The 21,404-nt window shown below is 64.4% G+C and carries 24 protein-coding genes; 11 read left to right on the top strand and 13 right to left on the bottom strand.

Going from position 1 to position 21,404, the window contains the following annotated elements:
• Window positions 1–199 precede the first annotated feature (199 nt).
• Genes NLN62_RS05940 through NLN62_RS05920 form a run of 5 tightly spaced genes read left to right on the top strand, consistent with a single transcriptional unit; the run spans window position 200 to window position 3,773 of the window.
• The gene (locus tag NLN62_RS05940; RefSeq protein ID WP_027522821.1) at window positions 200–802 is read left to right on the top strand and encodes a DUF1285 domain-containing protein; all 603 of its coding nucleotides are present in this window, start codon (window positions 200–202) and stop codon (window positions 800–802) included.
• Window positions 799–1,470 (top strand): CoA pyrophosphatase, encoded by a 672-nt coding sequence (locus NLN62_RS05935; protein WP_027522822.1) that lies wholly within the window; start codon window positions 799–801, stop codon window positions 1,468–1,470. Before NLN62_RS05940 ends, NLN62_RS05935 begins: the two co-directional genes overlap by 4 nt.
• Entirely contained in the window at window positions 1,467–1,730 is a 264-nt protein-coding gene (locus NLN62_RS05930; RefSeq protein ID WP_027522823.1) for a DUF6111 family protein, read from the top strand. Before NLN62_RS05935 ends, NLN62_RS05930 begins: the two co-directional genes overlap by 4 nt.
• A gap of 10 nt (window positions 1,731–1,740) precedes the next feature.
• On the top strand, window positions 1,741–3,006 hold the full coding sequence (locus tag NLN62_RS05925; RefSeq protein ID WP_254107923.1) for a CCA tRNA nucleotidyltransferase: 1,266 nt from the start codon (window positions 1,741–1,743) through the stop codon (window positions 3,004–3,006).
• Window positions 3,003–3,773: a TSUP family transporter gene (locus tag NLN62_RS05920; RefSeq protein ID WP_254113349.1), complete on the top strand. Its 771-nt coding sequence runs from the start codon at window positions 3,003–3,005 to the stop codon at window positions 3,771–3,773. The genes NLN62_RS05925 and NLN62_RS05920 overlap by 4 nt, the downstream gene beginning before the upstream one ends.
• Window positions 3,774–4,045: 272 nt before the next feature.
• Here the strand turns inward: NLN62_RS05920 and NLN62_RS05915 are convergent, their stop codons facing one another.
• The 7 genes from NLN62_RS05915 to NLN62_RS05885 all read right to left on the bottom strand — a co-directional run bounded on the left by NLN62_RS05915 (window position 4,046) and on the right by NLN62_RS05885 (window position 8,839).
• Window positions 4,046–4,273 carry a DUF2158 domain-containing protein gene (locus NLN62_RS05915; RefSeq protein ID WP_254107921.1) on the bottom strand — a complete coding sequence of 76 codons (228 nt, stop codon included), beginning with the start codon at window positions 4,271–4,273 and terminating at the stop codon, window positions 4,046–4,048.
• A 104-nt stretch (window positions 4,274–4,377) separates the two neighbouring features.
• Window positions 4,378–5,316, bottom strand: a complete 939-nt coding sequence (locus NLN62_RS05910) for a hypothetical protein (RefSeq protein WP_254107919.1) — start codon at window positions 5,314–5,316, stop codon at window positions 4,378–4,380.
• Between the two features lie 267 nt (window positions 5,317–5,583).
• Complete coding sequence (locus NLN62_RS05905; RefSeq protein WP_027522830.1) at window positions 5,584–6,321, bottom strand: HAD family hydrolase; 738 nt, start codon at window positions 6,319–6,321, stop codon at window positions 5,584–5,586.
• Window positions 6,312–7,199 carry an oxygen-dependent coproporphyrinogen oxidase gene (gene hemF, locus NLN62_RS05900; RefSeq protein WP_254107917.1) on the bottom strand — a complete coding sequence of 296 codons (888 nt, stop codon included), beginning with the start codon at window positions 7,197–7,199 and terminating at the stop codon, window positions 6,312–6,314. The genes NLN62_RS05905 and hemF overlap by 10 nt, the downstream gene beginning before the upstream one ends.
• A gap of 137 nt (window positions 7,200–7,336) precedes the next feature.
• The gene (locus NLN62_RS05895) at window positions 7,337–7,702 is read right to left on the bottom strand and encodes a 6-carboxytetrahydropterin synthase (RefSeq protein WP_027522832.1); all 366 of its coding nucleotides are present in this window, start codon (window positions 7,700–7,702) and stop codon (window positions 7,337–7,339) included.
• 31 nt (window positions 7,703–7,733) lie between these two features.
• The gene (queE, locus tag NLN62_RS05890; protein ID WP_254107916.1) at window positions 7,734–8,366 is read right to left on the bottom strand and encodes a 7-carboxy-7-deazaguanine synthase; all 633 of its coding nucleotides are present in this window, start codon (window positions 8,364–8,366) and stop codon (window positions 7,734–7,736) included.
• A gap of 20 nt (window positions 8,367–8,386) precedes the next feature.
• The gene (locus NLN62_RS05885; protein WP_027522834.1) at window positions 8,387–8,839 is read right to left on the bottom strand and encodes a tRNA (cytidine(34)-2'-O)-methyltransferase; all 453 of its coding nucleotides are present in this window, start codon (window positions 8,837–8,839) and stop codon (window positions 8,387–8,389) included.
• A gap of 280 nt (window positions 8,840–9,119) precedes the next feature.
• On the opposite strand from NLN62_RS05885, the gene petA reads away from it, so the two are divergent.
• From petA to NLN62_RS05855, 6 genes are all read left to right on the top strand, one after another.
• Window positions 9,120–9,650 carry a ubiquinol-cytochrome c reductase iron-sulfur subunit gene (gene petA / locus NLN62_RS05880; protein WP_254107914.1) on the top strand — a complete coding sequence of 177 codons (531 nt, stop codon included), beginning with the start codon at window positions 9,120–9,122 and terminating at the stop codon, window positions 9,648–9,650.
• 63 nt (window positions 9,651–9,713) lie between these two features.
• Window positions 9,714–11,777, top strand: a complete 2,064-nt coding sequence (fbcH, locus tag NLN62_RS05875) for a cytochrome b/c1 (RefSeq protein WP_254107913.1) — start codon at window positions 9,714–9,716, stop codon at window positions 11,775–11,777.
• A 277-nt stretch (window positions 11,778–12,054) separates the two neighbouring features.
• Complete coding sequence (locus NLN62_RS05870; RefSeq protein WP_254107912.1) at window positions 12,055–12,729, top strand: dienelactone hydrolase family protein; 675 nt, start codon at window positions 12,055–12,057, stop codon at window positions 12,727–12,729.
• A 115-nt stretch (window positions 12,730–12,844) separates the two neighbouring features.
• A complete protein-coding gene (locus tag NLN62_RS05865; RefSeq protein WP_254107911.1) occupies window positions 12,845–13,270 on the top strand; it encodes a hypothetical protein in 426 nt (141 codons plus the stop codon).
• A 322-nt stretch (window positions 13,271–13,592) separates the two neighbouring features.
• Entirely contained in the window at window positions 13,593–15,758 is a 2,166-nt protein-coding gene (locus NLN62_RS05860; protein ID WP_027524249.1) for an anthranilate synthase component I, read from the top strand.
• A 9-nt stretch (window positions 15,759–15,767) separates the two neighbouring features.
• Window positions 15,768–16,307 carry an adenine phosphoribosyltransferase gene (locus tag NLN62_RS05855; protein WP_254107910.1) on the top strand — a complete coding sequence of 180 codons (540 nt, stop codon included), beginning with the start codon at window positions 15,768–15,770 and terminating at the stop codon, window positions 16,305–16,307.
• Between the two features lie 4 nt (window positions 16,308–16,311).
• On the opposite strand, the gene NLN62_RS05850 is transcribed toward NLN62_RS05855, so the two are convergent.
• From NLN62_RS05850 to NLN62_RS05825, 6 genes are all read right to left on the bottom strand, one after another.
• A complete protein-coding gene (locus tag NLN62_RS05850; protein WP_027524251.1) occupies window positions 16,312–16,644 on the bottom strand; it encodes a GIY-YIG nuclease family protein in 333 nt (110 codons plus the stop codon).
• An 82-nt stretch (window positions 16,645–16,726) separates the two neighbouring features.
• On the bottom strand, window positions 16,727–17,395 hold the full coding sequence (locus NLN62_RS05845; RefSeq protein WP_027524252.1) for a hypothetical protein: 669 nt from the start codon (window positions 17,393–17,395) through the stop codon (window positions 16,727–16,729).
• Window positions 17,396–17,455: 60 nt separating this feature from the next.
• Entirely contained in the window at window positions 17,456–18,208 is a 753-nt protein-coding gene (locus NLN62_RS05840; RefSeq protein ID WP_027524253.1) for a hypothetical protein, read from the bottom strand.
• A gap of 207 nt (window positions 18,209–18,415) precedes the next feature.
• Window positions 18,416–19,624, bottom strand: a complete 1,209-nt coding sequence (locus NLN62_RS05835) for a M48 family metallopeptidase (RefSeq protein WP_254107909.1) — start codon at window positions 19,622–19,624, stop codon at window positions 18,416–18,418.
• 32 nt (window positions 19,625–19,656) lie between these two features.
• On the bottom strand, window positions 19,657–20,217 hold the full coding sequence (locus tag NLN62_RS05830; protein WP_027524255.1) for a LemA family protein: 561 nt from the start codon (window positions 20,215–20,217) through the stop codon (window positions 19,657–19,659).
• 147 nt (window positions 20,218–20,364) lie between these two features.
• On the bottom strand, window positions 20,365–21,342 hold the full coding sequence (locus NLN62_RS05825) for a small ribosomal subunit Rsm22 family protein (protein WP_254107907.1): 978 nt from the start codon (window positions 21,340–21,342) through the stop codon (window positions 20,365–20,367).
• Window positions 21,343–21,404: the final 62 nt, after the last annotated feature.

Below are 21,404 nucleotides of genomic sequence, written 5' to 3'. Positions count from 1 at the left end.
AGCTCATGGCCCCCATGCTAGGCTTGCAGGAAGGCTCTGTATTCGCTGAATTAACCTATCCCCACCTTATCGGCTTCGGGATATGTACGGCATCACGAAGTGGCGACCTTGCACACCGGATGATTCCGGTGTGGAACCGCTCACCGAGGTACAACGTAGACCTGCACCAATCGTGCCAAAGACAAAGTCAGGGCAAACCATGGCGAACCAAGGGCAGAGCACCAATCGGGGTCTTGACGGGCTGACCGCCGCCGCCAAGAACGCCGGCGCTGCCCAAAAAGGGCTGCCTCCGGTGCATCTGTGGAATCCACCGTTTTGCGGCGATCTCGACATTCGAATCGCCTCCGACGGTACATGGTTCTACATGGGCACGCCAATCGGCCGCCCGGCGCTGGTGCGCCTGTTCTCGACCATCCTGAAACGCGAAGGGGACAAGCACTTTCTCGTCACGCCTGTCGAGAAGGTCGGGATTCGCGTCGATGACGCGCCGTTCATGGCGGTCGAGATGCTGACGGAAGGCGAGGGCAACCATCGCGTGCTGAGCTTCCGCACCAATGTCGACGACTGGGTGAGGTGCGATGCTGCGCATCGCTTGCGCTTCGAGCAGGCGGCCGACGGCGGGCTGACACCCTATCTGCACGTGCGCTCTGACCTTTGGGCCAAGGTGACACGCGCGCTCTATTACGATCTGGTTGACATGGGCGAGGAGCGGGTGGTCGATGGCCAGCCAATGTTCGGTGTCGAGTCGGCCGGCGAATTCTTCGCCATGGCGGATGCTGAGCAGGTGAGGGCCGCGCTTTGACCAAGCCGCTACCGAAGGACGAACCTGCCCGGTTGGGCGCGGCGGATTTTTTCGCCCGCTCCAAGGCGCGGCTGACCTTCGACGTGCCGCCGGCCCTCTATGATCCCAACATCGTGCCGATGTCGGGTGATCCCGGCACCGACAAGATGCTCGAGATCGTTGCGCGCGAGCAGCCGGTCCGCCCCGCGGCGGTCCTGATCCCGGTCGTCGATCGGCCCGAGCCGACCGTGCTGCTGACGCAGCGCTCGGCGCATCTGAACGACCACGCCGGGCAGATCGCCTTTCCCGGCGGCAAGATCGACGCGATCGACGCCTCGCCGCGCGATGCGGCGTTGCGCGAGGCCGAGGAAGAGGTCGGGCTGTTGCGTGACTTCGTCGAGCCGGTCGGCTATCTCGATCTCTACGGCACCGCCTTCGGCTTCCGCATCCTGCCGACGGTTGCAAGGATCCGGCCTGGATTTGAGCTTGTGATCAACCATTCCGAGGTTGATGACGCCTTCGAGGTGCCGCTATCCTTCCTGATGAATCCGGCGAACCACCAGGTGCACAGCAAGGAATTCCGCGGCATGGAGCGCTTCTATTACGCGATGCCGTTCGCGGAGCGGTACATCTGGGGCGCGACCGCCGGCATATTGCGTGTGTTGTATGAGCGGATCTATTTGCCATGATCCGGCCGGCGCTGACCGAGATCGGAATCTTCCTCGTTCCCTTCGCGGTCTATGCCCTGTTCCTGGTCGCGACGCGCTCCGGCCTGTTCGTGCAGTCGTCCTGGCCGGTCTATACCATCGCCCGCCTCGGGCTGGTCGCGCTGGTGCTGGTGATCGCCAGCCTGGTGGGCCTTGCGCATTTCACCGGCGCATCGCCGAACTCGACCTACGTCCCCGCGCATGTCGAGAACGGCAGGCTCGTGCCGGGCGTCGAGAAATAGGGGCGGGCCGATGAGCGCGGAGCCGCTGCTTGCCGATGCTTCCTGGCTGACCTCCGGCGGGACCGCGCGCGTCCTGCAACTGTTGAACGCGGACGGCGAGGAGGCGCGCGTGGTCGGCGGCGCCGTGCGCAACGCACTGCTCGGCTTGCGGCCGGGCGACATGGATATCGCGACCACCGCACTGCCGGAGGAGGTGATGCGGCGTGCAAAGAGCGCCGGCATCAAGAGCGTGCCGACCGGCATCGACCACGGTACCATCACCCTGGTCATCGACGGGCACCCCTATGAAGTCACCACGCTGCGCGAGGACACCGAGACCTTCGGCCGCAAGGCCAAGGTCGCGTTCGGCCGCGACTGGGTGAGGGACGCCGAGCGGCGCGACTTCACGATGAACGGGCTGTCGGTCGACGGACACGGCGTGGTGCACGACTACGTCGGCGGGCTTGCCGACGTCGCCGCGCGGCGCGTGCGCTTCATCGGCGATCCCGACCAGCGCATCGCGGAAGATTACTTGCGCATCCTGCGCTTCTTCCGCATCCACGCCGCCTTCGGCGCCGGTGAGCCGGACCGCGACGGCTATCTCGCCTGCATCCGCGGCCGCGCCGGGCTTGCCGGTCTCTCGGCCGAGCGGGTGCGCATGGAAATACTCAAGCTGCTGGTCGCCGGCGGTGCTGCGGCCGCGGCGCTCGCCATGGCCGACGGGGGCCTCCTGCAGTCGCTGATCGGCGGCGTCGCCTATACCGGCCCGCTGGCGAGGATGATTGCGATCGAGCACGAGCTCGGCCTGCCGGCGAGCGCGACCCGGCGTCTCGCCGGGTTGACCGTCGCCGTCACCGAGGACGCCAAGCGCGTCGCGTCGCGGCTCCGGCTCAGCAATGCCGAGGCCAAGGCGCTGGATTCGATGGGGCACCGCTGGTGGCGGTTCGCCAACTTCGCCAACAAGGACGAGTCCAATGCGCGGCGGCTGCTCTATCGCTTAGGCGCCGAGCGCTATCACGATCGCGTGTTGCTGGCCTGGGCGAGGGACGCCGGCGAGGTGAATTCGGCGCGCTGGCGCGAGCTCGCCGAGCTGCCGCAACGCTGGACACCGCCGAAATTCCCGCTGAAAGCCGCCGACTTCATCGCGCGCGGCATGGCGGAAGGCCCCGCGCTCGGACGTGTGTTGACGCTCGCTGAGGACGCTTGGCTTGCCGCGGATTTTCCCCTAGAGGAGGCGGCGCTCGCTTCCATCGCCGATCAAGCTGCGGCACGCGTCAGCCGCGATCAGAGAATCTGACCATCGTATCAGCCTTCGCCGATATCTCGCTTCTGCAGCTTCTGCTGGTCGCGTTGATGGCGTTGTTTGCTTCGATCATCGGTGGGCTTGCAGGTTACGGCACCGGCGCGCTGATGCCGCTGGCGCTGGTGCCGATGGTCGGCGCCGAGCCCGTGGTGCCGATCATCGCGATCTCCGCGATCTTCACCAATCTCAGCCGCGCCATTGCCTATGTCAGCTATGCGGATCGTCGCCGCGCGCTCGTCGTGCTCGCCTGCGCGGCGCTGACGACGGCACTCGGTGCCTACGGCTACACGCGCCTCACCAATGCCGGCGCGGCGCTGGTGATCGGCACCATGCTGATCCTGAGTGTGCCGCTGCGCCGCGTGCTACGCCGCCGCCAGGTCAAGATCGGCAATACGGGTCTTGCAGCAGGGTCGGTCGGTTATGGCGTGCTGGTCGGCGGCACCTCGGGCTCTGGCGTGATCCTGCTCTCGCTGCTGATGGCCGCGGGCCTCGAAGGCGCGGCGGTGATCGCCACCGACGCGATGATCTCGCTCGGTACCGGCCTCATCAAGATCTCGGTGTTCGGCCTCGCTGGCGCTTTGACCGCGCAGGTGCTGGCGTTCGCGCTTCTGATCGGCGGGATGGCAGTGCCGGGCGCGTTCCTGGCAAAGGCCTTTGTCGAGCGGATGCCGGTGCATATCCACGCCGCGATCCTCGACGTTGCGGTGATCACGGGCGGGCTCGTGATGATCTCGGCTGCGGTGAAGCAACTCGTCGCCTAAGGCATGACGAGATTGGGGTCGGTCATCCCAAATTTTGCAATGATGGCATCTTGCCCCTGATTTGCCCGACGCGTGAAGCAATTTCGTAAAATCCGCAAAGCGTTCACGTCGTCCGCAAGGCGTCGCGTCGACCGTCGCCGGCTACTTTGCATGGGGTTGTTTTCGGGGTTTTTGCCGGACCGGGCGAAAGTCCGAGGCTGAACCCGATCTGATCGCGCTTTTCGGAACGTCGCGGTCCAGGTGGCGTTCTCCTGGACCGCGATTGGGTGTGCCTATTCCTCGTCCTCGTCGTCTTCCTCTTCGTCCTCTTCCTCATCCTCGTCGTCTTCGTCCTCTTCGGGCCCGGCCTGTTCGAGTACGGCGAGCGGCAGCGTCTCGCGAAACAGATTGCCTTCCATGCCCATCCAGAGGCAGAGCACGTCCTCCTCCTTGACATCGACGACGGTCAGCGGCTGGCCGCCGGATTTCAGCATCACGACATCGCCGGCTTTCAGTTCCATGGATTTCTTCTCCGTGTTGATCGACACGGGCTCGACGCTAGCAAGCCGTCATGACAGGGCGATCACGGACGGCTGCGATCGGTCGATCGCAAGGTGATGCCGAATCAGCGCCTGGCGACGATGATCGGCGTCGTCTTGATCGGGGTGCATGCATCGTTGAAAAAGCCCACCACGGTTGTGACGACCGGCACATGGCAGGCAAAGCTGTCCGGGCGATAGCTCTCGCGAATCCCGTCCATCTGGAAGGTCGCGAGGCTCATAAAGGCATTGAGGCGCTTGGCTTGAAGGTCGATCGCGGTCTGAAGGCGGTCGCGGTCGACCTGGAGTGAAGCCTTGCTCGCGGACTTCGCCTCGGGTTGCGAGGCCCAGTAGCGCACCGGCGCCAGTCTTTCGTGCAGGTTGCGGAGACAATAGTGCATCACCAGCACCTGATGCTTCGCGCTGAACCAGTGAATCGCGACGGAATCGTTCGTTCCCGCCTTTTCCCGGTTCTTCGGGCAAACATCGACATACGAATATGCCGGGTCCCAATTGTATCGGGCATCGATCGAACAGGCATCCTCGGCAGTTATGCGAGGGGTGGTCGACGCGCTGCCATTCGTGGGCGTGAATTGCGGCAAGTGGTGATCGCAATCGAAGTCATAGGCGCGAAGCAGGGATTGGTCGAGCGGGTCACTGTTTGGGGTCAGCCGTACTTCCGGATCGCCTTTGAAGTTCGAAGCCCAGTCGATGTATATCTCTGCGTTTCGTGCCAGCAGATCGCCGGTTTCAAACAACGCCAGCTGGGCCGTTTCGTAGACCTTGAGAACGTCCTGAGCGTTCTTGACGGCAAGGATCCGTTCGTTGGCGTCGGCGCGATCGTCGAGCGCAGCCGAATAATCAGAGAACAGCTGCTGTTGCAGCGCCTGCACCAGGGAGAATTTCGTCGAGATATCGTCGAACGTCTTCGCCGCAGCCAGCATGTTTTCCTTGGCCTGGGCGCTCACCTTATCCTGATAGGAGTTCAGATACTGGAAGGAGCCGACGAGGAGGCTGCCCAGCATCGTCACCAGCGAGAGGCTTTTGAAGAGCGTAAATCCGCGATCGAATTTCTCCAGCCACGATAGTGGCGGTTCGGATGGCGGAGGCGCTTTCGCGTCAGAGCCTGGCTTGGCTGCATCGTCCTGGGACACCGGTGACCTCCAAGGGTGTTCGGTCAGGAACCGAGCCGATACGATCTCCGATTGCCGCTCCTTGCACTGTGAGCTAGGTCATACATCACGGCACGGTGAAATCGCCGCCGCCCGTCCGCAGGACCATCATCCAACCGGTCAGGGCAACAGCTCGGTCAGCGAGCGGATGATGCGGTCGGGCTTGATCGGCGATCCCGCAGGCAAGCCCTCGCCATGCACGTCCATCCAGACAGCGTAGATGCCGAGGCGCTGCGGTGTCACGACTTCCCATTCCAGATTGTCGCCGATCATCCAGGTATCCCCGGCGCTGACGCCGAGCGTGTCCATCGCGTGCAGATAGGCGCGCTCCTCGGGCTTGCCGAAACCATGCTCGCCCTCGATCTGGATGTGGTCGAAGCGGTGGGTCAACTCGAAACGCTCGACCTTGGCGCGCTGCATGTCGGCGGCGCCATTTGTCACCAGCGCGAGCTTGACCCCAAGCGCCTTCAGCCGGTCGATGGCCTCATGCGCGCCGGGGAAGACGAACATCTCCTCCTCGCGATAGGTGGTGAAGCGGTCGGCCAGGCGAATGGCGAGATCGTCGGGCAGGGCGCGGTGCCCGCTTGCGGCGAGCGCCGCGAAGCCGCCCTTCACCGTCAGCCGCCGCGCCTCGCCGAGCTTGAGCCGCCAGGCGGCTTCCGCATTGGCCCAGAAATTCCGCGCAAACGTCAGCACGGCTGCGGCGACCTGCTCCGGCGGCAGCGGTGCAAGTTCGGCCGCGAACTCGGTTGCGATCGTGTTCCAGGCGATCTCGGGACGACCATAGGCCGACAGGATGGTGTCATCCATGTCGATCAGCATGGCGCGGGGGAGGGGTTTCATCGCGGTCATGGCCATTTCACTTCCGGCGGCAGCGAGGACAGGATCGAATCCACATTGCCACCGGTCTTGAGCCCGAAGATGGTGCCGCGGTCGTAGAGCAGGTTGAACTCGACATAGCGTCCGCGCCGGACCAACTGCTCCTCGCGATCGGCAGGCGTCCAGGCGGTCGCGAAATTGCGCCGCACGAGTTCCGGATAGATCTTCAGGAAGGCGCGGCCGACGTCCTGGGTGAAGGCGAGATCGGCTTCCCAGTCGCCGCTGTCATGCCAGTCGTAGAAGATGCCGCCGATGCCGCGGGCTTCTTTCCGGTGTGGCAGATAGAAATACTCGTCGCACCATGTCTTGTACCTGTCGTAGTCGGCGACGCCGTTCGGCCCGGTGCAGGCTTCCCGCATCGCACCGTGGAAGGCGATCGTGTCCGCATCCTCCTGCGTACGCCGCCGGTCGAGCACGGGCGTCAGATCGGCGCCGCCGCCGAACCAGGCTTTCGTCGTGACGACGAAGCGCGTGTTCATGTGCACTGCCGGCACGTTCGGATTGCGCATATGCGCGATCAGCGAGATGCCCGACGCCCAGAACCGCGGATCGTCCGCCGCGCCCGGGATCTGCGCGCGAAACTCTGGCGCGAACTCGCCATGCACCGTCGAGCAGTGCACACCGACCTTCTCGAACAGGCGGCCGTACATCATCGACATTACGCCGCCGCCGCCGGGCGCGCCGGTGTGGTCGGTGCGCTGCCAGGGCGTGCGCACGAAGCGGCCGGCCGCGCCGGGATAGAGCGCCTGCGGCGCGTCATCCTCGAGCCGCTCGAAGCTTGCGCAGATGTCGTCGCGCAGGGACTCAAACCAGGTCCGTGCACGCGTCTTGCGATCTTCAATCGTCGAAACGTCCATCTGCATTCCCGTCGCTAGCCAAGCGGAGTGTCGCGCAGGGTGGGCAAAGGCGCGTTTGCGCCGTGCCCACCACTTCTGCAACCGCCATTGCGGTCGCCGAAGAGGTGGGCACGCGTCGCTTTGCCCACCCTACGAATTTAGCCTTGCGGACCGTAATAGGTGCAGCTCTCGTTGCAACTGTCGCGATGGATGCTGACGCGGGTCAGTCCGCCGAGATGCTCAAGGCGCTCCCAGACGAAGCGCGAGAGATTTTCGAGCGTCGGGATGCCCAGCGCCTCGATCTTGTTGAGGAACTTGTGGTCCAGCGTCAGCCGCACGTCCTCGATCGCGCGCTGGAGGAGGCCGAGATCGACCACCATGCCGGTTACGGGATCCGGCGTGCCGCGCAAGCTCACCTCGGCGCGGAAGGAGTGGCCGTGAATCTCTTCGCTCGCCGCGCCGAAGGTCGTTCCCGACAGCGAGTGCGCCGCCTCGAAGCGGAATGATTTGGTCAATTCCCACATCTTGTGAACGTCAATCCTGTCTGATGCCAGGCTACCTGATGCCGAGCGTCTTGTGTGTTTGCACGCTGAGCCGCCATTGCGGGTGGCGCAGGCAATAGTCGATGGCGCGCGCGGTGTTCTCGGCCACCTCAGGTCCGTCCATCGGTTGCAGCGAGAACCGCTCGAAGGCGAGGCCTTCGAAAGCTTCCGGCAGCGCCTGCGCTTGCGGATAGACCAGCTTCAGCTCGTGACCGCGCCGCACGACGAGGTCGCTTCCCGCTTTTGGACTGACACAGATCCAGTCGAGGCCATCGGGCGGGAGGATCGTACCGTTGGTCTCGACCCCGATCTCGAAGCCGTTCGCGTGTAGCGCATCGACGAGCGGGGCGTCTACCTGCAAGAGCGGCTCGCCACCGGTCAGCACGACATAACGGTTACTGCCGGTTCCCGTCCATTGCGCGGCGATCGTCGCCGCAAGGTCCTCCGCGGTGGCGTAGCGTCCGCCCAACGTGCCATCGGTGCCGACGAAATCCGTGTCGCAGAACTGGCAGATGGCACCGGCGCGGTCGGCCTCGCGGCCGCTCCAGAGGTTGCAGCCGGCAAAACGGCAGAACACGGAAGCGCGCCCGGCATGGGCGCCTTCACCTTGCAGGGTCAGGAAGATCTCCTTGACCGCGTAACTCACCATGCTCTCCTTAAAATGGCCTAGAGGTTGCGGACCTGCCGCAGCGCTTCGCCTGCAGCCATCGCCGCGGTCATCGCCACATTGAGCGAGCGCAGCCCCGGCTTGATCGGGATGACGAGCCGCGCATCCGCGGCCGCGACCACCTCGTCGGTGACCCCGGCGCTCTCGCGCCCGAGCAGCAGGATGTCCGACGGCTGGTAGCGAAAATCAAGATAGTTGGTCGCGCCTTTGGTCGTGAACAGCAGCAGCCGGTACCCTTGTTCCGTGCGCCATGCCTGAAATTTCGACCAGGAGTCGTGACGGGTCACGCTGACCTGGTCCAGATAGTCCATTCCCGCCCGGCGGAACAAGCGGTCGGAGACGGGAAAACCTGCCGGCTCGATGATATGGGCGGCCATGTCCAGACAGGCGCAGAGCCTGAGAATCGTGCCGGTGTTCTGGGGGATGTCGGGCTGGAAAAGCGCTATCTGCATGGGCGTGGACGGGGCTGGTTGCGGGCCGGAAATGTCTCAATAAAACATCGCCTGCCGCGGAATTCGTGCATTGCACGCTTCGGCGCCGATAGCGGGCTTGCGCTCGCCCGGCAAGGGTGCCAATAGAACGATTCTGGACTGCTGTTTCGCTCGTTTTGTCGCGGATCAAGCAAAGTTCTGCCGCCGCGGGGGGCCGCGGGCGCCGGCAGCCTGTTCTGGGGACCTTTGGGCGCCCCCTGGGGCGGTTCCGCCGGTCGCATAAGAAGAAAGGGTTGGAATCGTGACGACAGCGTCTTCGGCGGACCATCCGACACGCCGTGATTTCCTTTTCGTTGCAACGGGGGCAGCAGCGGCAGTGGGGGGCGTTGCGACGCTCTGGCCGTTCATTTCCCAGATGAATCCGGACGCCTCGACGATCGCCGCCGGCGCGCCGATCGAGGTCGATCTGACCCCGGTCGCCGAGGGCCAGGACATCAAGGTGTTCTGGCGCGGCAAGCCGATCTACATCAGCCACCGCACCAAGAAGCAGATCGAAGAGGCGCGCGCAGTCAACGTCGCGAGCCTGCCCGATCCGCAATCCGACGAGGCGCGGGTCAAGGCCGGGCACGAGCAGTGGCTGGTCGTGATCGGCATCTGCACCCATCTCGGCTGCATCCCGATCGCCCATGAGGGCAATTACGACGGATTCTTCTGCCCCTGTCACGGATCGCAGTACGATTCCTCGGGGCGTATCCGCCAGGGGCCCGCACCCGCTAACCTGCCGGTGCCGCCCTATCAGTTCGTCTCCGACACCAAAATCCAGATCGGCTGAGCTATCCGGGCTGAAAAGCCCGGAGCCTTGAGCCATTGCGTCAAAATTCCTCAGGATCGCATCATGAGCGGACCATCCGACTACCAGCCGAGCAATCCGGCACTGAAGTGGATCGAGCGGCGCCTGCCGATCTTTGGTCTTATGCACTCCTCGTTCGTCGCCTATCCGACGCCGCGTAACCTGAACTACTGGTGGACCTTCGGCGCCATCCTGTCCTTCATGCTCGGGATGCAGATCCTGACCGGCGTCATCCTGGCGATGCACTACACGCCGTATGCCGATCTCGCCTTCCGCTCGGTCGAGCTGATCGTGCGCGACGTCAATTACGGCTGGCTGCTGCGCAATATGCATGCGGTCGGCGCGTCGATGTTCTTCTTCGCCGTCTACGTCCACATGTTCCGCGGCCTCTATTACGGGTCGTACAAGGAGCCGCGCGAAGTGCTGTGGATCCTCGGCGTCATCATCTATCTGCTGATGATGGCGACCGGCTTCATGGGCTACGTGCTGCCGTGGGGCCAGATGAGCTTCTGGGGCGCCACCGTCATCACCAACCTGTTCTCAGCCTTTCCCTATGTCGGCGAGAGCATCGTGACGCTCTTGTGGGGCGGCTATTCCGTCGGCAACCCGACGCTGAACCGCTTCTTCTCGCTGCACTACCTGCTGCCGTTCCTGATCGCTGGCGTCGTCGTCCTGCACGTCTGGGCGCTGCACGTCGCCGGCCAGAACAATCCTGACGGCGTCGAGCCGAAGACGGAAAAGGACACAGTACCGTTCACGCCGCATGCAACGATCAAGGACCTCTTCGGCGTGTCCTGCTTCCTGCTCCTCTATTCGTGGTTCATCTTCTACATGCCGAACTATCTCGGCGACGCCGACAACTACATCCCGGCGAACCCCGGCGTGACGCCGCCGCACATCGTGCCCGAATGGTACTACCTGCCGTTCTACGCGATCCTGCGCTCGATCCCGAACAAGCTCGCCGGCGTCATCGCGATGTTCTCGGCGATCATCGTGCTCGCCTTCCTGCCCTGGCTCGACAGCGCCAAGACCAGATCCACGAAGTACCGTCCGCTGGCGAAGCAGTTCTTCTGGATCTTCGTCGTGGTCTGCATCCTGCTCGGCTATCTCGGCGCGCAGCCGCCCGAAGGCATCTACGTGATTGCCGGCCGCGTCCTGACGGTCTGCTACTTCGCCTACTTCCTGATCGTGCTGCCGCTGCTCTCCCGCATCGAGACCCCGCGGCCGGTGCCGAACTCGATCTCCGAGTCGGTCCTGGCGAATGGTCGAAAGGTTGCGGCCTCTGTCGTCGTCGCACTCGTCGCGGCCGGCGCGCTGTTTGCCGGTACATTGCAGGATGCCCGCGCCGCCGAAGGCACGGACAAGCCGCCAGCGCAGAAATGGTCGTTTTCAGGCCCTTTCGGCAAGTTTGACCGCGGCGCGTTGCAGCGCGGCTTGAAGGTCTACAAGGAGGTCTGCGCCAACTGCCACGGCCTGTCCTACATCGCCTTCCGCAACCTCGCGGAAGCCGGCGGACCCGGCTATTCCGTCGCGCAGGCATCGGCCTTTGCCTCCGAGTACAAGGTCAAGGACGGCCCGAACGACCAGGGCGAGATGTTCGAGCGCCCGGGCCGCCCGGCGGATTACTTCCCCTCGCCCTTCCCGAACGAGCAGGCGGCTCGCGCGGCGAATGGCGGTGCTGCGCCGCCCGACCTGTCGCTGATCACCAAGGCACGGTCCTATGAGCGCGGCTTCCCTTGGTTCATCTTCGACTTCTTCACCCAGTACCAGGAGCAGGGCCCGGACTACGTCGCTGCGATGCTCCAGGGCTTTGAGGACAAGGTGCCGGAGGGCGTGACCATTCCGGAAGGCTCCTACTTCAACAAATACTTCCCGGGCCACGCCATCAAGATGCCGAAGCCGCTGAGCGACGGCCAGGTCACCTATGACGATGGCTCGCCGACTACGGTCGCGCAATATGCCAAGGACGTCACGACGTTCCTGATGTGGGCCGCAGAGCCCCACATGGAAGCGCGCAAGCAGCTCGGCTTCCAGGTGTTCGTGTTCCTGATCATCTTCGCGGGATTGATGTACTTCACCAAGAAGAAGGTCTGGGCCGACGCGCACTGAGGCCGTATAGCCATAGAAATGGAAAAGCCCCCACAAGGGGGCTTTTTTGTTGGCTGCGTTCGCGTCCCGGACGCGCTGCAGCGTGCAACGCTGCTGCGCAGAGCCGGGACCCAGCGTATCCACGGCTGGGCTCCGGATCAGCAATGCACCACGCCGCGAAGGGCGGCGCACTGCATTGCATCCGGGGCACGAGACTGTGTTGCTTGAAGCGATTGCCTATCGTGCCCGCACCCGCCAAAATACCCGTAACGACCCCTGAAACTCGTCGGAGGAAAGCATGGGCACCGTCATCACCTTCAAGCGTCCGGACGGCAAGGATGCGTCGGGCTATCTCGCCAATGCCGCGCGCGGCAACGCGCCGGGTGTGGTCGTTATCCAGGAATGGTGGGGGCTGTCGGACCAGATCAAGGGACTGTGTGACCGCTTTGCGCTCGCCGGCTTCGATGCGCTCGCGCCAGACCTCTACAAGGGCAAGGTGGTGCCCTATCACGACACCGATGCGGCCAATCGCGAGATGAACTCGCTCGACTTCATGGACGCCACCACGCAGACCGTGCGCGGCGCTGCGCAATATCTTTCGCGCAACAGCGCCAAGGTCGGCCTGACCGGCTTTTGCCTCGGCGGTGCCGTGACCATCATCGGCGCCACCAAGATCCCGGAGCTTGCAGCCGGCGTCGTGTTCTACGGCATCCCGCCGGAGCAGGCCGCCAAGCCCGCCGACGTCAAGATCCCGCTCCAGGCGCATTTCGCCAACAAGGACGATTGGTGCACGCCGGAGCTCGTCGGTGGTTTCGAAAAGGCCATGAAGGCCGCCGGCAAGCCGCTGGAGCTGTTCCGCTATGACGCCGAGCACGCCTTCGTCAACGAGCAGCGGCAGGCCGTGCATGACCGCGAAGCCGCCGAGCTCGCCTGGGGCCGTGCCACGGAGTTCTTCAAGAAGCATCTGGGATGAACGCAGCGGCGCGCTGATGCGACACAAGACAGGCCGGCCGGTGTCGGGCGGCCGCTCTGGCGCGGTCAGGCACTCTGCCGCGTCGGAGCCAACACATTGGCGCCGAGCATCCCCTATGAAAGCCTTCCTGATCGCATCACTGTTCGCCACCGGCCTTGCGGCGCCTTGTTGGGCCAAGGATCCCGCGTGCAACGGGCCGGAATTCGGGGCATTCCGGACTGACTTCGAAGGCGCGGCGAATGCGAACGACAAGAACCGCATCGTCAAGCTGATCTCCTTCCCCGTCGAGTACTGGTCGGCGGAAGGCAAGCACGACGTTCAGAGCGGCCCGGTCAAGAGCGAGGCCGAATTCCTGCAACGCTACGACGCGCTGTTCACGCCCGCCATGCGCAAGCATCTGCACACCGCAAAGCTCCTGTCGCTGCCTGATGGCCACTGCGCACTGACCTGGCACGACACGAATTCCGAATTCACGTTCGAATTCCGCTACGCCCCAGAGACCGGATTCCGCGCGGTCGGATATGAGGTCGGGGCGTACTAGGTGAGGGTGCCGTAGCCCGGATGGAGCGCAGCGCAATCCGGGTGCCTCAAATCATGCTGGCGGCCGCGGATTAGGCTGCGCTCCATCCGGGCTACGGCAGGTGGAAGGCATCTTGACGCCGTCCCCGCGCCATGGTGTGTAGTTCCCTATGAGCACTGTCGTCCGCCCATCCCGTCTTTGGTGGCGCACCTCCTAAGAGGTGGCCGGTGCGATTTCTTTTCCATAAATCGTCGAAGGTCGCCAACGCAGCGCGGCGGCCTGATCGTTTGTCCTGTGTGGCGTTCCCTCGGCAAGTCTCGTAAGAGGAGCCCAAGAGGATCACATGAACAGGACAGTCTTTGCCCTCCCGGCCAGAAGCGACTATGTGACCCGCGCGGGTCTTGCGATCACGCGCGTGGCGGAGCAGTTCAGCGGCGGCGCCAACCGGCTCGACGATCTCGTCAGCCTGCTCGACCGCCGCCGCGGCGTGGTGCTGTCGTCGGGCACGACCGTGCCCGGCCGCTACGAGAGCTTTGACCTCGGCTTCTCCGACCCGCCGCTCAAGCTCGAGACCGTGGGCGTCAATTTCAAGCTGGAAGCGTTGAATGCGCGCGGGCAGGTGCTGATCGCCTTCCTCGCCGACGTGCTGCGCGAGCCCTGCGTGGTCATCTCCGAGAAGACGGCCTCGCGGCTTGCCGGCCACATCATCCGCGGCGATGCGCCGGTCGAGGAGGACCAGCGCACGCGTCGCGCCAGCGTGATGTCGCTGGTGCGCGATCTCGTCAGCGCCTTCTCCGCCAATGATGACGGGCTGCTCGGCCTGTTCGGCGCCTTTGCCTACGATCTCGTCTTCCAGATCGAGGACCTCGTGCAGAAGCGTGCGCGAGAGAAGGACCAGCGCGACATCGTGCTCTATGTCCCCGATCGCCTGCTCGCCTATGACCGCGCCACCGGTCGCGGCGTGGTGCTGAGCTACGACTTCAGCTGGAAGGGCCGATCGACCGAGGGCCTGCCGCGCGAGACCGCGGACAGCCCATATCTCAAGACGCCGCGGCAGGGCTTTGCCGATCATGCGCCCGGCGAATATCAGGCGACGGTGGAGACCGCGCGCGCGGCCTTTGCGCGCGGCGATCTCTTCGAAGCGGTGCCGGGACAGCTCTTCGCCGAACCCTGCGAGCGTTCACCGGCGGAAGTGTTCCAGCGTCTCTGCGTCATCAACCCGTCACCTTACGGCGCGCTGATGAATCTCGGCGACGGCGAGTTTCTGGTATCGGCCTCGCCCGAGATGTTCGTGCGTTCCGACGGCCGTCGCGTCGAGACCTGCCCGATCTCCGGCACCATCGCGCGCGGCACGGATGCGATCGGCGATGCCGAGCAGATCCGCCAGCTCCTGAACTCGGAGAAGGACGAGTTCGAGCTCAACATGTGCACCGACGTCGATCGCAACGACAAGGCGCGCGTCTGCGTGCCCGGCACCATCAAGGTGCTGGCGCGGCGGCAGATCGAGACCTACTCGAAGCTGTTCCACACCGTCGACCACGTCGAAGGCATGTTGCGTCCCGGCTTCGATGCGCTGGATGCGTTCCTCACCCATGCCTGGGCCGTCACCGTCACCGGCGCGCCAAAGCTCTGGGCGATGCAGTTCGTCGAGGATCACGAGCGCTCGCCGCGCCGCTGGTATGCGGGTGCGATCGGCGCGGTGAATTTCGACGGCAGCATCAACACCGGCCTGACCATCCGCACCATCCGCATGAAGGATGGCCTTGCCGAGGTGCGTGTCGGTGCCACCTGCCTGTTCGACTCCGATCCTGCCGCGGAAGATCGCGAATGCCAGGTGAAGGCCGCAGCCCTGTTCCAGGCGCTGCGCGGCGATCCGCCCAAGCCGCTGTCGACTTTTGCGCCGGATGCCACCGGAAGCGGCAAGCGGGTGCTCTTGATCGACCATGACGACAGTTTCGTGCACATGCTCGCGGATTACTTCCGCCAGGTCGGCGCCAGCGTCACGGTGGTCCGCTATGTGCATGCGCTCGACATGCTCAAGCAGAAGACATGGGATTTGCTGGTGCTGTCGCCCGGACCAGGCAGGCCCGAAGATTTCGGGATCAAAAAGACCATCGACGCGGCGCTTCAGAACAAGCTGCCGGTGTTCGGCGTCTGCCTCGGCGTGCAGGCGATCGGTGAATATTTTGGCGGCGAGCTCGGGCAGTTGACGCATCCCGCCCACGGCCGGCCGTCACGGGTTCAGGTGCGGGGTGGGCGCCTGATGCGCAATCTGCCGAACGAGATCGTGATCGGCCGCTATCATTCGCTGTATGTTGAGCGCGACAGCATGCCGGATGTCCTGTCCGTGACAGCGAGCACCGAGGACGGCGTCGCCATGGCGCTCGAGCACAAGACGTTGCCGGTCGCCGGCGTGCAGTTCCACCCGGAATCGCTGATGTCGCTCGGCGGCGAGGTCGGTTTAAGAATTGTCGAGAACGCATTCCGGCTGAATGCGGGCGTCGATTGAGAGGCACCAATGACCTTTGACTACGATCTGAAGGCGAGCGTTCGCAGCATCCCGGACTATCCAAAGCCCGGGATCATGTTTCGCGACATCACGACCCTGCTCGCGGATGCGCGCGCCTTCCGCCGCGCGGTCGACGAGCTCGTGCATCCCGGGGCCGGCAACAAGATCGACAAGGTCGCCGGCATGGAGGCGCGCGGCTTCATCCTCGGCGGCGCGGTGGCGCATCAGCTCTCGGCCGGCTTCGTGCCGATCCGCAAGAAAGGCAAGCTGCCGCACACCACGGTGCGTATCGCCTATTCGCTGGAATACGGCATCGACGAGATGGAAATGCATGTGGATGCGGTCGCGCCCGGCGAGCGCGTGATCCTGGTCGATGACCTCATCGCCACCGGCGGCACTGCCGAGGGCGCGGTGAAGCTGCTCAGGCAGATCGGCGCCAACGTGGTGGCGGCCTGCTTCATCGTCGACCTGCCGGAGCTCGGCGGCGCCGCCAAGCTGCGCGCCATGGACGTGCCGGTGCGCACGCTGATGACGTTCGAAGGGCATTGAGCGCTTAGATCGCTTCCGCCCTCAGCTCCGACAGCCAATGCAGCATGCGCTCCTTCAGAAGCGCATCGCGGACATAGCTCATCTCCTCCTCGTCCAGCCGCTCGCATTCAGCGAAGCTGAGACCAGCGGCGCCATGCGCGTTCCAGGCTGCCTGAAGGGCGCGGCAGGGATGCCCGCCCTGGCGCAGCGTGAACCAGATCCGGTTGGGGATCTTCTCCAGATCCAGCGTCTGGCCGACCCAGGCTTCGCCCGTCGCCGCACAGCGGACGACGTAGATGCCGACGGCGGTCTTGCGCTCCTTGTAGGCGGCGATCGCGGCCTTTCGGTCGATGCTCATGGGCTTGGGTCTCGCGGGGGAGGGTGTCGCGCGGGGTCATACAGAGCGCCGGGCGGCCGGTCAATATTACCCGGGTAAAAAATTAGGACTGTTGCAGGATCAGGCTGAGCTCGAGCTCACGGAAGGCGAGATAATTCCTCCGGATCCACTGATGCAGCTCGGTCGACGAATCCTTCTCCTGGCGCAGATAGCCGGTGAAGGAGAAGGTCAGCCGGTCGATATAGGTCTTCAGGAAGCCCGGCAGCGCTGGCAGGCGGAACAGCCTGCCGCCGGCCATGGCGGGCGGCAGTTCGCCGCGCACGACGTATTCATTGTCCACGACGATCAGGTTGATCCGCGGGATCTGTGCGCGCAGCATCTCGTATGCGCGGCCGGAGACGCGGTCGGTGTCGGCGACGAACAGGATCATCGGCGCCACGTGGCGCCGTGCGGCTTCCTTCAACAGGCCGATCTCGTCGGTCATCTTGAAGAACTCGTCGAAGGCGTGGAAGCCGAGGTCGATGACCTTGGCGAGGCCGTCATCGACGATGACGCGGTCCATGAGCTGCATCTTGCCGTAGGTATCGATGACGTCGGCCGTCTCGGTGACCTTCGGCAGATAGTCGAGCAGCGACGGCTCCTTCAGATTGACGTCGAAGGACGCGACATCACCGTTCTTGAGCAGCAGGAATTCGGTCAGCAAGCGCGCAAGCAGCGTCTTGCCGACCTGTGGTCGGGGAGAGCAGATGATGTAGACGGGCGTGGCGGCCATTAGCAGCTATATCAGGCGGGTCCGGCGCCCAATCCAGCCGCATCCGCGGCTTGCCCGCAACTATTTTTCGCTGCTGCGGGCGGCGGGCTTGGAGCCGACGATGTCGGTCAGCCGGATGCGGTCAAACTCGCTCCAGACGTTCGCCAGCCAGTGCCGGACATAGCCGCGCAGCACGAACGAATAGTTCGCGGCCTCGTCGTGGATGCCTTTGTTGGCGACGAATTTCAGGAACGGAACGGACGAGACCTCGACCTGCTCATAGGCCATTTCGTTGAGCTTGGGGATGGTCAGCTCGGTCGCGTCCTTGATGCGGTGGAAGTAGGAGTTGTAGGTCGCCTGGTCCCACTGGAAGAACTGGGTGTCGTTGATGAAGTTCTTCACCAGGAAATATTTCGCGCCGGTCATGAAACCCGCCGTCTCGGCGATCTCCTCCAGCGATGCGATCGAGGGCCCCAGGATATGGAACACCGCGAAGGTGATCTGGCCGGCCTTGGCGGCGTCGAGGAAGCCGATGTCGCGCAGCGAAGCCAGCGCCGGCGAGAGCAGGCCGGCGCGGACGTCGATCACGGTCACCGACGGGCTCACCGCATTGAGCGTGTCGAAGATCTTCATCTGGTCGGCCGTCGTCGTCATATCGACGATCTCGGTGATGTCGGGATGGAAGCGCTTCAGGGTTCCGCGCGGGGATTCCGTGTCGAACGCGCGGGTCGGCACGTTGTTGGCGGAAAAATAATCGAGCAAGGTACGCGAAACCGTGGTCTTGCCGACCCCGCCCTTGTCCGCGCCCACCACAACCACTGCCGGCTTTGCCATTGCTGTCCCCTAACGCGCGCCCGCCGATCGCTGGTTGCGATCGGCCGGGTCGCAAATCGATGTCCCGAGTCTGCTGTTGGGCGCGAACATGGCAGAAACAAGGGAGAATTCAATTCCTCGCGGCCTCGTTGCGGCAATTCCCGAGGTTTTTCCCAATCGCAACGGGATCGCTCCGCGTCCGGCCTCGCGACGTGGCAAATTATGCGTTCAATGACGACCCCAGGGCCCCATCGGATTGTCGGCGGGGGTTCCGGATCGGCTGGGTGCCGTGCCCTGCGTGGCATCGGCCGGCGTGCCGGAATCGTTCCACGGGCCGCTGGGCAGCGCCGGCGGGGTATCCTGGCGTTCCGTCGGCGTGTCTGATTCCTCGGACTCCTCCGACGGCGGCGGCAGCGGGCCCGGATCATGGCCACCGGCAAAATTGACCAGCGCCTTGACCCGCGAGTCCACGGAAGGGTGGGTCGCGAACAAATCGGCGAAGCCCTCGCGGGGATTGTCGACGCAAAGCTCCATCACGGCGGAGGTCGCGCCCGGCAGCTCGCCGCGGCCGTCGATCTTGCGCAGCGCCGAGATCATCGCGTCGGGATTCTTGGTGAGTTCGACCGAGCCGGCATCGGCCAGGAATTCGCGCGAACGCGACAGCGCGAGCTTCACCACCTGCGACACCAGCCACGCCACCACGATCAGCACGACCGCGATGATGATGACCACCACCGCGCCGCCGCCGGAGCTCTTGCTGTCGCTGGAGGAGGACGATCGCGACGAGGAGGACGAACCCGACGACCACGAGCCGCCGGAGCCGGAGCTCCAGTTGAAGCTGGTGAACAGGCGAAAGAACAACTCGCCGAAGAAGCCGACCACGCCGGCGATGATCACGGCGACCACCATCAGCTGTACGTCGCCGTTCCTGATGTGGGTCAGCTCGTGGCCCAGCACCGCCTCGATCTCCTGGTCGTTCAGCGCTTTCATCAGACCCGTGGTGACGGTGATCGCATATTGCCGCGGGTTGAGGCCGGTCGCGAACGCGTTCAGCGCCGGGCTCTCCATGATCTTCAGCTTCGGCATGGTGATGCCGCGCGAGATGCAGAGATTTTCGAGGAGATTGTAGAGCCGCGGCTCTTCCTGCCTTGTCACGTCGCGTCCGCCGGTGACGGCGTCGATCATCGACTGGTGGAAGAAATAGGCGATCACGATCCAGGCGATCGCCGCGGCGGTCGCGAAGGGCGATGCCTTGATCAGGTCGGAGAAGGCGCGGGTCAGGTAGTAGGCGACGGGCTGATTGCCGTTGATGACGACTTCGGCGATCAGCGCGCCGGCGTAGACCAGCACGTAGACCAGCAGGAACAGCCCCGCGAGCAGCACCATCGAACGAAACTTGTTCGAGGCGATATGCGTGTAGAGACCATACGCGGCCATGGCGCGCTGTCCTGCCGGTCTATCGTTTCAGATCAGAACTTGACCTGCGGCGCCGCCTCGACCTCGGTGCGGCTTGCGCCGAGATCGAAGAACTCCTTGCGGGTGAAGCCGAACATGCCGGCGAACAAGGCGGCGGGCATCTGCTGGATGCCGGTGTTGTATTCCTGGACCGCGTTGTTGAAGAAACGGCGGCTCGCCGCGATCTTGTTTTCGAGGTCGGAGAGCTCGCTCGCGAGCTGCTGGAAATTGGCGTTGGCCTTGAGATCCGGATAGGCCTCCGATAGCGCGATCAGCCGGCCGAGCGCGCCGGAGAGCTGGTTCTCGGCCGCGGACACCTGCGCCGGCCCCTGCGCCGACATCGCCGAATTGCGCGCCTTGATGACATCGTCGAGCGTGCCGCGCTCATGCGCGGCATAGCCCTTCACGGTCTCGACAAGGTTCGGGATCAGGTCATGCCGCTGCTTGAGCTGCACATCGATATCGGCAAAGGCCTGGCCGACGCGCTGGCTCAGCGCCACCAGGCGGTTATAGGCGCCGAAGGCGAACAGCACGAGGACGACGATGACGCCGAGAACGATCCAGCCGGTCGACATGGAGAACTCCTGAAGGGGGAAGAAGGCGGATAGCGTAGACTAAAATGACGCCGGGCGGCAGGCCGGCTCGAGAAGGCAGGCAAAAGGCAAGTAAGGCTTGGTCGGGCGCGGGCCCATTCCAGTTCAAGGGAAAAGCACCGATCGAAGTTAACTTTCGGCCATGACGGCATGGCCCCAGCGCCAGCGACGGGCACCCGCATAGGCCGCCTTGTCCCGGCGCGGCACCTTCGCAAGCTCGACGCCCTCTTCGGTGCAGAGTTTTGCCGTGATCTCGGCCTTGCCGATATCAGGCTCTGCCAGCACGCGCGAAAAGCGCGCGGGGACAGGCGCGCGGGTCAGCGCCACATAGATGAACTTCTCGTCCTCGAAGGGGACCTCGGCGCCCTTGAGTTGCCGGTGCGCCTGCGAGCGCGGCAGGCGCTGGGCGAAATGGCACCAGTCGGGCGCTGTGAGCGGGCAGGGTTTGTCGTGCGGGCAGGGCGCCGCGACATGCGCGCCCGATGCGATCAGCTGCTGGCGTAGCGCAAGGATGCGCGCATAGCCGGCCGGTGTGCCGGGCTCGATCACGACGAGAGCGTGCCGGGCTTTCGCCCACATGGCCTTGCCGAGCGCGCGTTGGTCGTGCTCACTGAGCTCACCGATCACGTAGCTCGCGACGACGAGATCGGCGGGCGCCGCTTCTGCGAGGTTCGTGCCCGCGTCGCCCGGCAAATAGCGGCAGTCGGCCAGTCGCCTGCTGTCCTGCGCAAGCTCGAGCGCCAGGCTGCTCAATGTGCGGTTCGCGTCGAGCAGGGTGAAGGATTGCAACGAAGCAAAGGCTTCCGCGGCCGCCCAGCTCGCGGTGCCCGGACCTGCGCCGACATCGAGCAGGCTTTCCGGGGCAAGCTCCGGCGCGATCTCGGTTAGCGCATTGAGGCTCGCGGCCACGGCGGCATAGGTCGCGGGCATGCGCGCGAGTGCATAGGCCAGCGCATCGGCGTCCGACTTGATCGTGCCGGAGCCGCCGCCTGCGCGATAGGTGTTCGAGATGCGCCCGGCCCGCTGCGCGGCATCGGTGCGGGAAAAGCCTATGAGCTTGGCATCAAGTGCGGCTTTGAGCTCGGCGGGGAGCGTCGGTGAAATCATCTTCCATCGTCATGCCCCGCGCGGGCGGGGCATCCAGTATTCCGAGACAGTGACAGTTAACT

Origin of the sequence: Bradyrhizobium sp. CCGUVB23 (genome assembly GCF_024199885.1) — a bacterium.
In the GTDB taxonomy this organism is placed as follows: domain Bacteria; phylum Pseudomonadota; class Alphaproteobacteria; order Rhizobiales; family Xanthobacteraceae; genus Bradyrhizobium.
Note: the sequence above shows the minus strand (reverse complement) of the source record. Positions and strands in the feature narration are given on the sequence as shown.

Excerpts from the sequence above, each read along its gene's own strand:
- NLN62_RS05865 (WP_254107911.1), top strand. The coding sequence starts at position 12,845 with ATGAAAGCCTTCCTGATCGCATCACTGTTCGCCACCGGCCTTGCGGCG.
- NLN62_RS05845 (WP_027524252.1), bottom strand. The coding sequence starts at position 17,395 with ATGGCCGCCACGCCCGTCTACATCATCTGCTCTCCCCGACCACAGGTC.
- hemF (WP_254107917.1), bottom strand. The coding sequence starts at position 7,199 with ATGGACGTTTCGACGATTGAAGATCGCAAGACGCGTGCACGGACCTGG.
- NLN62_RS05940 (WP_027522821.1), top strand. The coding sequence starts at position 200 with ATGGCGAACCAAGGGCAGAGCACCAATCGGGGTCTTGACGGGCTGACC.
- fbcH (WP_254107913.1), top strand. The coding sequence starts at position 9,714 with ATGAGCGGACCATCCGACTACCAGCCGAGCAATCCGGCACTGAAGTGG.
- NLN62_RS05870 (WP_254107912.1), top strand. The coding sequence starts at position 12,055 with ATGGGCACCGTCATCACCTTCAAGCGTCCGGACGGCAAGGATGCGTCG.
- NLN62_RS05840 (WP_027524253.1), bottom strand. The coding sequence starts at position 18,208 with ATGGCAAAGCCGGCAGTGGTTGTGGTGGGCGCGGACAAGGGCGGGGTC.
- NLN62_RS05860 (WP_027524249.1), top strand. The coding sequence starts at position 13,593 with ATGAACAGGACAGTCTTTGCCCTCCCGGCCAGAAGCGACTATGTGACC.
- NLN62_RS05830 (WP_027524255.1), bottom strand. The coding sequence starts at position 20,217 with ATGTCGACCGGCTGGATCGTTCTCGGCGTCATCGTCGTCCTCGTGCTG.
- NLN62_RS05855 (WP_254107910.1), top strand. The coding sequence starts at position 15,768 with ATGACCTTTGACTACGATCTGAAGGCGAGCGTTCGCAGCATCCCGGAC.
- NLN62_RS05850 (WP_027524251.1), bottom strand. The coding sequence starts at position 16,644 with ATGAGCATCGACCGAAAGGCCGCGATCGCCGCCTACAAGGAGCGCAAG.
- NLN62_RS05905 (WP_027522830.1), bottom strand. The coding sequence starts at position 6,321 with ATGGCCATGACCGCGATGAAACCCCTCCCCCGCGCCATGCTGATCGAC.
- NLN62_RS05915 (WP_254107921.1), bottom strand. The coding sequence starts at position 4,273 with ATGGAACTGAAAGCCGGCGATGTCGTGATGCTGAAATCCGGCGGCCAG.
- NLN62_RS05910 (WP_254107919.1), bottom strand. The coding sequence starts at position 5,316 with ATGCTGGGCAGCCTCCTCGTCGGCTCCTTCCAGTATCTGAACTCCTAT.
- NLN62_RS05885 (WP_027522834.1), bottom strand. The coding sequence starts at position 8,839 with ATGCAGATAGCGCTTTTCCAGCCCGACATCCCCCAGAACACCGGCACG.
- NLN62_RS05930 (WP_027522823.1), top strand. The coding sequence starts at position 1,467 with ATGATCCGGCCGGCGCTGACCGAGATCGGAATCTTCCTCGTTCCCTTC.
- NLN62_RS05925 (WP_254107923.1), top strand. The coding sequence starts at position 1,741 with ATGAGCGCGGAGCCGCTGCTTGCCGATGCTTCCTGGCTGACCTCCGGC.
- NLN62_RS05825 (WP_254107907.1), bottom strand. The coding sequence starts at position 21,342 with ATGATTTCACCGACGCTCCCCGCCGAGCTCAAAGCCGCACTTGATGCC.
- NLN62_RS05895 (WP_027522832.1), bottom strand. The coding sequence starts at position 7,702 with ATGTGGGAATTGACCAAATCATTCCGCTTCGAGGCGGCGCACTCGCTG.
- NLN62_RS05835 (WP_254107909.1), bottom strand. The coding sequence starts at position 19,624 with ATGGCCGCGTATGGTCTCTACACGCATATCGCCTCGAACAAGTTTCGT.